General features: G+C 61.0%; 13 protein-coding genes and 1 riboswitch. Of the genes, 9 read left to right on the top strand and 4 right to left on the bottom strand.

Annotation, left to right across the window (positions count from 1 at the left end; all coding sequences use genetic code 11):
- Window positions 1-294: 294 nt before the first annotated feature.
- From BLS57_RS12990 to metK, 7 genes are all read left to right on the top strand, one after another.
- Window positions 295-870 carry an OmpA family protein gene (locus tag BLS57_RS12990; RefSeq protein ID WP_425274349.1) on the top strand — a complete coding sequence of 192 codons (576 nt, stop codon included), beginning with the start codon at window positions 295-297 and terminating at the stop codon, window positions 868-870.
- 13 nt (window positions 871-883) lie between these two features.
- Window positions 884-1207: a hypothetical protein gene (locus BLS57_RS12995; protein ID WP_208597569.1), complete on the top strand. Its 324-nt coding sequence runs from the start codon at window positions 884-886 to the stop codon at window positions 1205-1207.
- A 147-nt stretch (window positions 1208-1354) separates the two neighbouring features.
- Window positions 1355-2344: a PhoH family protein gene (locus BLS57_RS13000; RefSeq protein ID WP_093742996.1), complete on the top strand. Its 990-nt coding sequence runs from the start codon at window positions 1355-1357 to the stop codon at window positions 2342-2344.
- A gap of 4 nt (window positions 2345-2348) precedes the next feature.
- Complete coding sequence (gene ybeY, locus BLS57_RS13005) at window positions 2349-2873, top strand: rRNA maturation RNase YbeY (RefSeq protein WP_093742998.1); 525 nt, start codon at window positions 2349-2351, stop codon at window positions 2871-2873.
- 15 nt (window positions 2874-2888) lie between these two features.
- Window positions 2889-3791 carry a hemolysin family protein gene (locus BLS57_RS13010; protein ID WP_093743000.1) on the top strand — a complete coding sequence of 301 codons (903 nt, stop codon included), beginning with the start codon at window positions 2889-2891 and terminating at the stop codon, window positions 3789-3791.
- Window positions 3788-5284, top strand: a complete 1497-nt coding sequence (gene lnt / locus BLS57_RS13015; protein ID WP_093743002.1) for an apolipoprotein N-acyltransferase — start codon at window positions 3788-3790, stop codon at window positions 5282-5284. Before BLS57_RS13010 ends, lnt begins: the two co-directional genes overlap by 4 nt.
- A 31-nt stretch (window positions 5285-5315) precedes the next feature.
- A riboswitch (SAM-SAH riboswitch) is annotated at window positions 5316-5365 on the top strand.
- Window positions 5366-5369: 4 nt separating this feature from the next.
- The gene (gene metK, locus BLS57_RS13020) at window positions 5370-6551 is read left to right on the top strand and encodes a methionine adenosyltransferase (protein ID WP_093743004.1); all 1182 of its coding nucleotides are present in this window, start codon (window positions 5370-5372) and stop codon (window positions 6549-6551) included.
- Between the two features lie 91 nt (window positions 6552-6642).
- On the opposite strand, the gene BLS57_RS13025 is transcribed toward metK, so the two are convergent.
- The 4 genes from BLS57_RS13025 to trmB all read right to left on the bottom strand — a co-directional run bounded on the left by BLS57_RS13025 (window position 6643) and on the right by trmB (window position 9943).
- A complete protein-coding gene (locus BLS57_RS13025; protein ID WP_208597570.1) occupies window positions 6643-7275 on the bottom strand; it encodes a (d)CMP kinase in 633 nt (210 codons plus the stop codon).
- The gene (locus BLS57_RS13030) at window positions 7272-7769 is read right to left on the bottom strand and encodes a hypothetical protein (RefSeq protein WP_093743006.1); all 498 of its coding nucleotides are present in this window, start codon (window positions 7767-7769) and stop codon (window positions 7272-7274) included. The genes BLS57_RS13025 and BLS57_RS13030 overlap by 4 nt, the downstream gene beginning before the upstream one ends.
- Entirely contained in the window at window positions 7766-9118 is a 1353-nt protein-coding gene (gene aroA / locus BLS57_RS13035; protein WP_093743008.1) for a 3-phosphoshikimate 1-carboxyvinyltransferase, read from the bottom strand. Before aroA ends, BLS57_RS13030 begins: the two co-directional genes overlap by 4 nt.
- Window positions 9119-9241: 123 nt before the next feature.
- A complete protein-coding gene (gene trmB / locus BLS57_RS13040; RefSeq protein ID WP_093743010.1) occupies window positions 9242-9943 on the bottom strand; it encodes a tRNA (guanine(46)-N(7))-methyltransferase TrmB in 702 nt (233 codons plus the stop codon).
- Between the two features lie 143 nt (window positions 9944-10086).
- Between trmB and BLS57_RS13045 the strand changes: the two genes are divergently transcribed.
- Both BLS57_RS13045 and rpsA read left to right on the top strand, forming a co-directional pair.
- Window positions 10087-10896, top strand: a complete 810-nt coding sequence (locus BLS57_RS13045) for a response regulator (RefSeq protein ID WP_093743012.1) — start codon at window positions 10087-10089, stop codon at window positions 10894-10896.
- Window positions 10897-11149: 253 nt separating this feature from the next.
- Window positions 11150-12964, top strand: a complete 1815-nt coding sequence (rpsA, locus tag BLS57_RS13050; RefSeq protein ID WP_279626456.1) for a 30S ribosomal protein S1 — start codon at window positions 11150-11152, stop codon at window positions 12962-12964.
- The last annotated feature ends 54 nt before the right edge of the window (window positions 12965-13018 follow it).

Below are 13018 nucleotides of genomic sequence, written 5' to 3' on the forward strand. Positions count from 1 at the left end.
GCCTGTCTGTGGACGGTGATTTGGTGATGGGGGTGATTGTCGCAACACCTTCTCCAATGCCTTAATTCGACGTGCGGAATGCAAGGTTTCGGCGAAATGCCAATTGCTGAGGATTTACCCCATTCCAGCGACAATCCTTTAAGTTTGTTGTGACCATGGCGAATTAAGCCACAAAATGTTGATATCTAAGCTTCACAGGACGGGAAATTTTACCTAACCTGCTGATATATTGCCTGAGTGTGGTTCCGGGAAGGGGGCCACCTTTGCCAGAGAATTAGAATAAGGACAAAAGCTGTGGGAAACTATATTTCCAATGCAATGCGCGCGGTGGCCAGTCTGGCGCTTGCGGCGGCGCTGACCGTTGTCGGCGTGACAGCCGACGCCCAAACCCCGTCGCAACAGGGTCGTGACAAGGGTATTTACACACCAACCATCTGGGTCGATCCCGATGGCTGCGAACATTGGGTCATGGATGACGGCGCCGAGGGCTATATGACGCCCCACGTCAGCCGTCAGGGCATTCCGGTTTGCCGCCGCGGCAATGTCTGCGGTGTGATGGAGACGGATCAGTTCTTTGCCACCGACAAATACAACATCTCGCGTGCCGGTCAGGCGCGTTTGGCGAATTTCTTCAAGACGACAGGTGCTGTGTCCTACATCATCACCGGCCACACCGACAGCCGCGCGTCGGACGCCTATAACATGCGTCTGTCCTATAACCGCGCCAATGCGGTAGCGCGCATCGCCAATCAGGTCGGCGCGCGTATTGCTGATGTTCGCGGCTACGGCGAACGGATGCCCGCCGCGCCGAACAATTCAGCTGCGAACATGGCCAAGAACCGCCGTGTCGAAATTATCTGCATTCGCTGAAGGGACCGCAAAAGTGATTAAGACAAAACTTCTCATGGTCACCGCCTGTGCCGTTGGCCTCTCGGCCTGTACCGATTACGAAGGCGGTCTGGGCCGGGGTTACCCATCGGACAAAACCTTTGACCGGGGCATCGACAAAAAGCACCTGAGCCAGCTTCAGGCGGGCATCTGGGTCGATCCTAATGGCTGCGATCACTGGATCATTGACGACGGGGTTGAGGGCTATCTCTCGGCGCGGCTCGATAAATTCGGCAAGCCGGTCTGCTCAGGGGTGGCCCCTCCGACGCATACCGCCGGTCATTTCAAGGGTGGGTCGTCCATCCCGGATCCGAATTGAGCCGCGCGCCGCATATCACGAACACCGGGCCGGAGCGCGTTGCGCTTCGGCCCTTTTTGTCTCTACGGGTTGGTAATTCCGCCCGCTCTGCCTATTTCTCTATTCAGTGCTACACAAAGGATACGCGCATTGCCTTCAACTGATCTGATGACCCCGGAAAACGCAGCCGAACGGGTGGTGGAATTTCCCGACAATCGCCTGCTGATCGATCTATGCGGCGCTTATGATGCGCATCTGGCGGCCATCGAAAAGGCGCTTGAAGTGCAGATCATCCGGCGCGGCAACCACCTGCAGTTGCTGGGCGACAGTGACGCCGTCGGGAAGGCCGAGACGATGTTGAACGCGCTTTATGGGCGGCTGGAAAGTGGCCGTTCGGTTGAGCCGGGTGATATCGACGGTATGCTGCGCATGGGCAATTCCGAAGCCGACACCGGGGTACGCCAAGGCGACCAGTTGGAAATGCCGATGGGCGATACCATCGAAATTCAGACCCGCAAAAAACGGGTTGAGCCGCGCACCGATGCGCAAAAGGCCTATGTGCAGTCGCTCTTTGACAATGAACTGGCCTTTGGCATCGGGCCGGCGGGGACGGGCAAAACCTATCTGGCCGTGGCCGTGGGCGTGTCGATGTTCATCGGCGGCCATGTGGACCGGATCATCCTGTCGCGGCCTGCGGTCGAAGCCGGCGAGAAGCTGGGCTATCTGCCGGGCGACATGAAAGACAAGGTCGACCCTTATATGCAGCCGCTTTATGACGCGCTGAATGACTTTCTGCCGGGTAAGCAATTGGCCAAACTGCTGGAGGAAAAGCGCATCGAGATCGCGCCGCTGGCCTTTATGCGGGGGCGCACGCTGTCGAATGCGTTTGTCGTCTTGGATGAGGCGCAGAACGCCACGTCGATGCAGATGAAGATGTTCCTCACCCGTCTGGGTCAGAATTCGCGCATGGTGATTACCGGGGACCGGACCCAGATCGACCTGCCGCGCGGGGTGCAATCGGGGCTCCAAGATGCCGAGCGTTTGCTTAAGACGATCCCGAGCATCAGCTTCAACTACTTCACCTCTAAGGACGTCGTCCGCCATCCACTGGTGGCTGCGATCATCGAAGCCTATGAGGCGGATTCAGGGACCGCTTGATCTGATGGAGGATTTCGATGTTCTGATTGAGGACGACCGTTGGGAAACGGTCGACCTTGAGCGCTTGGCCCAAGGGGCGGCGGAAGCCACCCTGCGCCATCTGGGTTTAACCCCCGATGCTGCGGAATTGACCCTTCTGGCCTGCGACGACACCCGGATCGCCGCGCTCAACAATGACTTTCGCGGCAAAGCCCGCGCCACGAATGTCCTCAGCTGGCCCGCAGAGGAACGCGGGTCGGCCATTCCGGGCGGCGATCCGCTGCCCGTTTCGCCAGGCGTTGACGGGATGGTCGAGTTGGGCGACATCGCGCTGGCCTATCAGACTTGCGCAGCCGAAGCGGAGGCGGCAGACAAACCGCTTGCCGATCACGTGACCCATCTTATTGTTCACGGGCTCTTGCATCTTTTAGGCTACGATCATGAAAATGACCCCGACGCTCTATTGATGGAGGGGTTGGAAACCGAAATACTTGGCAAAATGGGTCTTGATGACCCATATAGGGAAAACGGGCCCCGCGGGCTCAGTTAACACAGACAGGACCCAATGGGCGATACAGACGGATCATCTGACGCGGCGCAGAGCGCGCTGCTGGATGAAGACAGCCAAAACCAACCGGATGACACGGCGCTGCGCACCGGTAATTTCTTTTCTCGCGTGTTTGAGGCTTTGAGCCCGTCGGACAGTGAGGACGACAGCCCCGAGGCGTCGACCCAGACCGAGCGGCCCAGCGGGCATGGCATGATGAATCTGCGCCGGATGCGCGTGGATGACGTGGCGGTGCCTAAGGCTGACATCATCGCCGTGCCAGCCAATGCGACGCTCGAAGAACTGGTGGCCGTTTTCAAAGAAAGCGGCATGACGCGGTTGCCAGTCTATGACGGTACGCTCGACACGCCTGTGGGCATGGTTCACCTTAAAGATCTGGCGCTGAACCACGGCTTTAACGGGAAAAGCACCAAGTTTGACATGCAAGCCATTCTGCGCCCGTTGGTCTATGTGCCGCCGTCCATGACCATCGGTGTTTTGCTGACCAAAATGCAGGCCGAGCGGCGTCACATGGCGCTGGTGATCGATGAATATGGCGGTGTCGACGGGTTGGTGACCATCGAAGACCTGATTGAGCAGGTCATAGGCGAGATCGAAGACGAACATGACGTTGACGAAGGCACCTATTGGACGGTTGAAAAGCCCGGCACCTATCTGGCGCTGGCCAAGACGCCTTTAGGTGATTTCGAGGCCGAGATCGGCCATTCTCTGACCGATCATGATACGGTGGACGAAGAAGAGATCGACACGCTCGGGGGGCTCGTCACCATGCTGTCGGGCCGGGTGCCCGCGCGGGGCGAGGTGGTTTTGCACCCCGATGGGCCGGAGTTCGAAGTGATCGACGCCGACCCGCGCCGCATCAAACGTTTGCGGGTCCGTACCCAAGGGGCTGGCGGATGATCCAAGGACTGGCGCGGCGGGGTCGCTGGTTGCTGGCCCCCCTCGCCGGGGCCATCGCAGCGTTTGGGCAAGCGCCCTATGATCTGCCGCTGGTGCTCTTCGCTGCGCTCGTTGCTGCCTTTTGGCTCTACCGCGCCCAATCTGGCAACGCATGGCGTGCAGCGCTGCTAGGCTGGGGCTTTGGCTTTGGCTACTTCCTGCATGCGCTGCAATGGATCGTCTCGCCCTTCATGGTCGACGTGGCGCGGCATGGCTGGATGGCGCCCTTCGCGCTGATCCTGCTCGCGGCGGGCATGGCGCTTTTTTGGGGGCTCGCCTTTGGCGCTGCGCGCTGGTTCGCACCGCGCCGAGGCTGGGCTTTGGTGGTCACTTGGGCCGCTGTGGAATTGTTGCGTGCTTACATCTTCACCGGCTTCCCATGGGCCATGCCCGCGCAGGCGCTGGTGGGGGTCATGGCCGGGCAGGGACTGGCTTGGGTCGGTCCCTATGCGCTGAACCTCTGGCTCTTTGCCATCGCGGCGCTTCTGGTCCTGCGCGGGCCATTGCCGGTGCGCTTAGGGCAGGGGGCATTGGCACTTTCTATGGTGCTGCTGCTTGTCCTGCCGCCGCAATCCCCGCCGGCACCGCTGACTGACCACGTCGTGCGCCTCGTCCAACCCAACGCCGCGCAGCGGGACAAATGGAACCCCGATACCTTTGAGTTCTACTTCAAACGCCAACTCGACTATACCGCCGCTGCACCCAAAGACCCTGCCGCCGCGCCCGATCTGGTGATCTGGCCCGAAACGGCGATCCCATGGGCGCTGGATATGGCCGGCAGCGCGCTGGCCGAGATCGGTGCCGCAAGCGACGCGCCGGTGGTGATGGGCGTACAGCGCCGCGAGAACATGCGCTACTACAATTCGCTGGTGGTGCTGGATGCCGACGGCGCGGTTGATCAGCTCTATGACAAACACCATCTCGTGCCCTTTGGTGAATATATGCCCATGGGTGATCTCATGGCGCAGTTCGGTATCCACGGTCTCGCCGCGCAGGAGGGGAATGGCTACTCTAGCGGACCGGGCGCGCGGTTGCTGGATCTTGGCGCCCTTGGCGCAGGGCTGCCGCTGATTTGCTATGAAGCCGTCTTTGCCCATGACGTCAACGCTGCACCGACCCGGCCCGCCTTCTTGATGCAAGTGACCAATGACGCGTGGTTCGGCAAAGCTGCGGGGCCAAAACAGCATTTGGCACAGGCGCGAATGCGGGCGATTGAACAGGGGCTGCCAATGGCGCGTGCGGCGAACACCGGTATTTCGGCGATGATCGACCCTTGGGGGCGGGTCATTGCCTCGTTGCCGCTAAACAGCGAAGGCTACGTCGATGCGCCTCTGCCAAAACCGCTGGCGTCGACGCTCTACAGCCGCAGCGGGGATTTGCCGCTGGCCTTGTTGCTTGCGCTGTTCTTAGGCGGCATGGCCGTCCTGCGCCGACGCGCCGGGAATGCTGATTGACCATCCACCAGCGGTTGTCTAAGCCTTTGACCGAGCATCACAACGGCTTCCTGACGTGGTGCGTTATTTCACACTGGAGCACTACATGTCCCGTCAGAACTACACTTTCACTTCGGAATCCGTTTCCGAGGGCCACCCGGATAAGGTCTGCGACCGGATTTCCGATGCGATCCTCGACGCTTTCATCAGCGAGGAACCCGAAGCGCGGGTCGCTGCCGAAACCTTTGCCACCACCAACCGCGTCGTCATTGGCGGCGAGGTCGGTTTGGCCAATAAGGCCAAGCTCGACGAATATCTGGCGGGTGTCGAAGACATCGCCCGCGCCTGCATCAAAGACATCGGCTATGAACAGGACGAGTTCCACCACGAGACATGCGAGATCACCAATCTGCTGCACCCGCAGTCGGCGCATATCGCCCAGGGTGTTGACGCGGCTGATGGCAGAGAAGAGGGCGCTGGCGATCAAGGCATCATGTTCGGTTTCGCCACCGATGAGACGCCCGAGCTTATGCCCGCGCCGATCCACTATGCCCATGCGATCCTGCGCCGTCTGGCCGAAGTGCGCAAAGACGGCACCGAGCCGACCCTGCGCCCCGACGCGAAAAGCCAGCTTTCTGTGCGCTATGAGAACGGCAAACCTGTTGGCGTCAGCTCCATTGTGCTGTCCACGCAGCATGAGAGCGAGAAGCAGACCAGCGCCGACATCCGCGACATCGTTGAACCCTATATCCGCGAAGTCCTGCCCGAGGGTTGGATCGACGCTGATACCGTCTGGCATGTGAACCCCACCGGCGTCTTTGTCATCGGGGGGCCGGACGGTGATGCGGGGCTCACAGGCCGCAAGATCATCGTCGACACCTATGGCGGTGCGGCCCCCCACGGCGGCGGCGCGTTCTCGGGCAAAGACCCGACCAAGGTTGACCGCTCGGCGGCCTATGTGGCGCGCTATCTGGCGAAGAACGTGGTGGCAGCCGGATTGGCAAAGAAATGCACCATCCAGCTGAGCTATGCGATTGGCGTGAGTGAGCCGCTGTCAATCTATTGCGACACCCATGGCACTGGCGATGTTCATGACGCGTCGGTCGAGAAGGCGATCCGCCAGATCATCGACCTTACCCCACGTGGCATTCGCGAACATCTGCAGTTGAACAAGCCGATCTACCAGCGCACCGCAGCTTATGGCCACTTTGGTCGGGCACCGGACGCAGATGGCGGCTTTAGCTGGGAACGCCGCGATTTGGTCGATCAGTTGAAGGCGGCTGTGTAAGAAAGACAGGGTGGGTCAAGCGCCCGCCCGATTTTTTGATAATCAAAGCCCGGTCCGGCACTGTCGGGTGGGCCCTAACTCAGGCGATTGTTTAAGAACGTTCGGCTTGCTTCGCCTCAACCAGCGCCACTGCCGCCGCAATCGCATCCTCAATCGCCATCTCGGTCGTATCGATCTGCTTGGCGTCGTCAGCAGGTTTCAGCGGCGCTTGATCCCGGCTCATGTCGCGCAGGTCGCGCTGGTGCACGTCCTCCAGCACGCTTTCGTAAGTTACCTCAATCCCCTTGCCCGTAAGTTCGGCAAAACGCCTCTGCGCACGCACCTCGGGGCTGGCTGTGACAAAAAGTTTCACCGGCGCATCCGGGCAGATCACCGTCCCAATGTCGCGCCCATCCAGCACCGCACCGCCGGCGCGGGTGGCAAAGCTGCGCTGGAAACGAACCAGCGCTGCACGCACCGCCGGGATCACCGCGACTTTGCTGGCCTCTTGGGCTACATCGGGGTTCCGTAGAGTGGGGTCTTCCAGATCGGCCGGGGCGAGGCCGCGCGCCGCGGTCTCGGGATCCATGCCCGTTAGCGTCTTGGCCGCAACGGCGCGGTACAATAGGCCCGTATCGAGATGCGCAAATCCAAAATGGGCGGCCACGGCCTTGGCCACGGTGCCCTTGCCCGCGGCGGCTGGCCCGTCGATGGCGACTGTCAGTGCTCGTATTTCGCGTGTCATCGCATCGTCCTTCTGTTGCGCGCCCAAAGCAGCGATATGGCCGCGAGGTTCAGCGCTAATATCGCCCATTTCGCCTGTGTAAACAGGCTCGCCGTGGCCACTGTCTGTCCAGTAATACCCTCAGGCCCCAGTTCGAGCAGCCGCCCAATCAGCATGTTTTCTGTGTAATCCGCCGCGAGATAGAGTGCGACCGCCATGGTTAAAGCGAGCCGAAACCCGCCCTTCGCATAGCGCCGCACCCAAAGCAGCAACGCCAGCGCCAAAAGCGCCGGGAAAGCCGTGTCGGCCAGTCTGAATTGCCCGCCATAAAGCGCGGTCTGATCTGGTGTGAGCGCCGCGAGATAGGCCCGCGCCTCGGCCAGGGTATAACCCAGCAGGCGGGCATCGAACACGCCCATGCCGTCGACTCGCAACTGGGTTTCGGCAAAGCCTGCCAGTGTGGCGAAAGCCAAAACTGTGGCAATGCTGAGCCAGAAGAGCCGGTCCTTTGTCATTCAGCCAGCCGCGACACCTGCGCGCCCAGCTCGGCCATCAGCGGCTCGAAAATTGGGAAGGAGGTGGCAATCGGTCCGCCGTCATCCACCTGAACCGGCTGCTGCGACACCATGCCGAGGATCAGGAAAGACATGGCGATGCGGTGGTCAAGGTGGCTCTGACAGACCGCGCCGCCCGGAATATTGCCGTGGCCCAGCCCCGTTACCGTCCACCAATCTGGCCCGTCTTCGACCTCGATACCATTGGCGCGCAGCCCGCTGGCCATGGCCTCGATCCGGTCGCTTTCCTTCACCCGCAATTCCTTCACGCCGCGCATGACGGTCTCGCCCCGTGCACAAGCCGCGACGACCGAGAGGACCGGGTATTCGTCGATCATGCTTGCTGCCCGCTCTGGCGGCACTTCGATACCCTGCAGGTCAGGCGAGAACCGCGCGCGCAGGTCGGCCACAGGCTCGCCCCCCTCGCTGCGTTCGTTTTCATAGGTAAGGTCCGCGCCCATCTCGCGCAGCGTCGTGAACAGGCCCGCCCGCGTTGGGTTCAGCCCGATGCCCGGCACCAGCACGTCCGAGCCAGGCACGATCAGCGCGGCACAGACGGGGAAAGCGGCGGAGGAGGGGTCGCGGGGCACGTCGATATGCTGCGACTTGAGTTCCGGCTGTCCGGTCAGGGTGATGACGCGGCCCTCGTCGGTTTCCTTAACAGTGATCTCGGCCCCGAAACCGGCCAGCATCCGTTCGGTATGGTCTCGGGTTGCTTCGGCCTCAATCACCACCGTCTTGCCCGGAGCATTCAGTCCCGCGAGCAACACGGCAGATTTCACCTGGGCCGAGGGCACCGGCACCGTATAGCGCACCGGCACCGGTTCGGCGGCACCAACCAAGGTCATTGGCAAGCGGCCCCCGGCGCGGCCAACAGCCTGCGTACCAAAAAGCGCCAGCGGATCGGTGACCCGCGCCATGGGACGGCTGTTCAGGCTGGCGTCGCCGGTAAAGGTCACGCAGATCGGCGAGGTCGCCATGGCCCCCATTAGCAAGCGCACCCCGGTGCCGGAGTTGCCACAGTCGATCACGTTGTCAGGCTCGGCAAAACCACCGACGCCAACGCCATGCACGGAGTAAGAGCCGCCGCCATGGTCAATCACCTCTGCCCCGAAAGCGCGCATGGCCTTAGCGGTATCCAGCACGTCTTGACCTTCCAGCAGCCCGGTGATCGTGGTCTCGCCCACGGCCATCGCGCCAAGGATCAGGCTGCGGTGGGAGATGGATTTGTCTCCCGGCACTTCGGCAGTGCCGTTAAGCGGCCCGCAGGCGCGGGATGACATCGGAATGGGGCTGCCGTGACTGGACATGAGGTACCTCTGATCTGCTCAAGGCCCTAATATCCTAGCCCGTCGCCAGCGTCCATCGCCGCCACCCCGCTCTTTTTGGCCAAAAATACTTCGGGGGTCCGGGGGCTGGCCCCCGGCTCGGGTTCAGCGCTTACGGAAGGTCAAATAATGCGGCCTACGCCCTTCGCGCAGAGCTTTCTGCTCATAGCGCGTCGACAGCCAGTCATCCCACGGCTGCCGCCAGTCCTCTGGCCCTTCGGCCAGCCAGTCGAACCCATGCTGCGGCACCTGTTCCAAGGTCTGACGCACGTAGTCCTCGATATCCGTCGCCACCCGAAAGATCGCGCCGGGTTTGAGCACGCGAGCCAACGGTTCCAGATGCTCGGGCGTCACAAAACGCCGCCGGTGGTGGCGCGTCTTGGGCCATGGGTCGGGATAGAGCAGAAACACCCGGTCAATCGACGCCTCAGGCAGCACGTCGAACATATCGCGCACATCCCCGGGGTGAATGGCGAGGTTATCAACCCTCGCCCGCCGGATCTTGCCCAGCAGCATCGCCACGCCGTTAATATAGGGCTCGCAGCCGATGATGCCGACGTCCGGGTTGTTGCCCGCCTGATGCACCAAATGCTCACCGCCGCCAAAGCCGATCTCAAGCCAGACCTTTCGCCCGCCGAACAGGCCCTCAAGGTCCAGCGGCGTGCGCTCGGGGTTGGCCTCCCAATCGACAGCGCCGGGCGACAGAGGGGCGAGGTCCTCATCGATATAGGTCTTTTGCGATTTCTTCAGCGACTTGCCTTTGAGGCGGCCATAGAAATTGCGGCGGGGGCGTGTTGTATCTGTCATGACGGCCCATGTAGCGGCCCCGCGGCCCTATCGCAACGGTCTACTGTATCGATCCGGCGCGGGGGTGAATCGCGCGCATCTTAACTCTTTGTTAGTGTCCCGTTCCCTAACGTGTCCCTAAAGACAGCGAAGGGGATCGTGATATGAGCCTGGCCAGCCAAGAGACCGGCGCAGGAAGAGCAGTGGCGTCTGGGGCAGGGACGGCGGTCGGACCGGCGGCGCGCATTCTGATTGTGGATGACCACCGTTTTGACCGAATGCGCCTCAAACGGCTTTGCGGCGGGCTAGATTTTCCCACTCGGCTTGCGGAAGCGGACAGTCTCGCGGCCATGCGTCGAGAGATGGATGAGGGACGGTTTGATCTTATCCTGCTGGACTATACCCTTCCGGATGGCACCGGTTTGCAAGGCTTGGAGATCATACGCGCTCACCCAAAGAACGCAGGCGCGGCCACCGTTATGATAACGGGCACAGACCAAACCGAGGTCGCAATTGAAGCCCTGCGTGGTGGGTGCAGTGATTATATCGACAAGGACGAGCTTTCGCCCGCCGCGCTGCGCCGGTCGGCGATCAATGCGCTGCAGAAAAGCGCGTTGCAGCTGGGGATTGAAACACAGGAACATAAACGCGGTCAGGTCGAAGAGCTGCTTCAAAAATTCTCGGGCGAATGTGCTGAAGAGATAAAGCCGATTGTCAGCCGTATGCTCCGTCAAATGCGCGGGCTGCGGGAGGCGGGGCCGGGGAATGCGGCGGCGCTGGCGGATGGCTTGGGTGATATCGAACGTTCCTGCCTGCGCCTTTGGGAGTTTCTCGAAGACCTAAGCGACTATAAGGGCGATGATCTGGCGCAAGAGGCGTTTTCCGATCGGCCATTCCAGCCGACACCGGGCCTTGGCGCCGGGCGGAGCCGGCTGGTGACCAAACCGCCATCCCCTTTTCGGTCGCGCCGGTAAGGGGCGGGGGAGGGCGATAATTCGTCGTTAGTTGCAATCCCCGCGTCGAGAAGAGCCAGAGGCGCGCGAACCATTGGCAGGTTCAAGCGCGATAGGCGGCCCCCTACGCTTCACCCTTGCGAGAGCGGCAAATATCCCCTATACGGCGCCTTGTCTAAGGGGCGGTTACAGCTTCGGACGCGATATAACGGGCAGGGTCGGTTTCAACCGGCCCTCTTTTGTTTGCGTTCGACTGCGGCGCCACGCCACGCGCGTGGACAACCGCTGTGCCTTTGTCGTCGGGTCAAACCGGCGTGATCTGCACAGTGCCACCACGACGACCAATTGCAACTCCAGACCGGCGGAGACAACCGCGCGGCCAGAAACATTTGATAAGGAAACGAAAAGCTACATGACCAAAGCAATGGACGAATTCGAAGCGCTTCTGAACGAAAGCTTCGAGATGGACACGCCCGAAGAGGGCACAGTCGTCAAAGGCAAGGTGATCGCTGTCGAAGCGGGCCAAGCCATCATCGACGTCGGCTACAAAATGGAAGGCCGCGTTGAGCTCAAAGAATTTGCTGATCCCGGCGAATCCCCCAAAATCGAAGTTGGCGACGAAGTCGAAGTTTTCCTTCGCCAAGTCGAAAACGCGCGTGGCGAAGCTGTCATCAGCCGCGAAATGGCCCGCCGTGAGGAAGCCTGGGATCGTCTGGAAAAAGCCTATGCCGCAGAAGAGCGTGTCGAAGGCGCGATCTTTGGCCGCGTCAAAGGTGGCTTCACCGTCGACCTCGGCGGCGCCGTGGCCTTCCTGCCCGGTTCGCAAGTCGACGTGCGCCCCGTGCGCGACGCTGGCCCGCTCATGGGTCTCAAGCAGCCGTTCCAGATCCTTAAGATGGATCGCCGTCGTGGCAACATCGTGGTTTCGCGCCGTGCGATCCTTGAAGAGAGCCGTGCCGAACAGCGCGCCGAAGTCATTGGCAACCTGACCGAAGGTCAGACCGTCGATGGTGTGGTCAAGAACATCACCGAATACGGTGCGTTTGTTGACCTCGGCGGCGTGGACGGCCTGCTGCACGTCACCGACATGGCATGGCGCCGGGTCAACCACCCGTCCGAAATCCTGGCGATTGGCGAGACCATCAAGGTTCAGGTCATCAAGATCAACAAAGAGACCCACCGCATCAGCCTCGGCATGAAGCAGTTGCAAGAAGATCCGTGGGATCTGGTTGGCGCGAAATACCCGCTCAGCTCCGTGCACAGCGGTCGTGTGACCAACATCACCGATTACGGCGCATTTGTTGAACTGGAGCCCGGTGTTGAAGGTCTGGTTCACGTGTCCGAGATGTCTTGGACCAAGAAGAACGTGCACCCCGGCAAGATCGTGTCCACTTCGCAAGAAGTCGAAGTCATGGTTCTGGAAATCGACAGCGCCAAGCGTCGCGTTTCCCTTGGTCTCAAGCAGACCATGCGCAACCCATGGGAAGTCTTTGCTGAGACCCACCCCGAGGGCACCGAAGTTGAAGGCGAAGTCAAAAACATCACCGAATTCGGTCTGTTCGTTGGCCTGCCCGGCGACATCGACGGCATGGTTCACCTCAGCGACCTCAGCTGGGACCAGCGCGGCGAAGAAGCGATCCAAGACTACCGCAAAGGTGACGTGGTTCAGGCCGTTGTCTCCGAAGTGGACGTCGAGAAAGAGCGCATTTCGCTGTCGATCAAAAACGTTGGCGGTGACAAGTTCGCCGAAGCCGTTGGCGGCGTGAAGCGTGGCTCGATCGTGACCGTGAACGTGACCTCCATCGAAGAAGGTGGCATCGAAGTCGAATACGAAGGCATGAAGAGCTTCATCCGTCGTTCCGACCTCAGCCGTGACCGTGCCGAACAGCGCCCTGAGCGTTTCTCGGTTGGTGACAAGGTTGACGTGCGCATCACCAATGTCGATGCCAAGGCACACCGTCTGGGCGTCTCCATCAAGGCGCGCGAGATCGCAGAAGAGAAAGAGGCGGTACAGCAGTACGGTTCCTCCGACTCCGGCGCGAGCTTGGGCGACATCCTTGGTGCGGCGCTGAAGGGCGACGACGAGTAAGCGCATCACGCGTTTCAGCTAGAAATTGCGAGGGCCCCGTATGGAAACATACGG

This window comes from Sulfitobacter delicatus (assembly GCF_900102535.1).
Classification (GTDB): Bacteria; Pseudomonadota; Alphaproteobacteria; order Rhodobacterales; family Rhodobacteraceae; genus Sulfitobacter; species Sulfitobacter delicatus.

Coding starts and splice junctions, on each gene's coding strand:
- BLS57_RS13000 (WP_093742996.1), top strand. CDS start 1,355: ATGACCCCGGAAAACGCAGCCGAACGGGTGGTGGAATTTCCCGACAAT.
- ybeY (WP_093742998.1), top strand. CDS start 2,349: ATGGAGGATTTCGATGTTCTGATTGAGGACGACCGTTGGGAAACGGTC.
- BLS57_RS13010 (WP_093743000.1), top strand. CDS start 2,889: ATGGGCGATACAGACGGATCATCTGACGCGGCGCAGAGCGCGCTGCTG.
- lnt (WP_093743002.1), top strand. CDS start 3,788: ATGATCCAAGGACTGGCGCGGCGGGGTCGCTGGTTGCTGGCCCCCCTC.
- metK (WP_093743004.1), top strand. CDS start 5,370: ATGTCCCGTCAGAACTACACTTTCACTTCGGAATCCGTTTCCGAGGGC.
- BLS57_RS13025 (WP_208597570.1), bottom strand. CDS start 7,275: ATGACACGCGAAATACGAGCACTGACAGTCGCCATCGACGGGCCAGCC.
- BLS57_RS13030 (WP_093743006.1), bottom strand. CDS start 7,769: ATGACAAAGGACCGGCTCTTCTGGCTCAGCATTGCCACAGTTTTGGCT.
- aroA (WP_093743008.1), bottom strand. CDS start 9,118: ATGTCCAGTCACGGCAGCCCCATTCCGATGTCATCCCGCGCCTGCGGG.
- trmB (WP_093743010.1), bottom strand. CDS start 9,943: ATGACAGATACAACACGCCCCCGCCGCAATTTCTATGGCCGCCTCAAA.
- BLS57_RS13045 (WP_093743012.1), top strand. CDS start 10,087: ATGAGCCTGGCCAGCCAAGAGACCGGCGCAGGAAGAGCAGTGGCGTCT.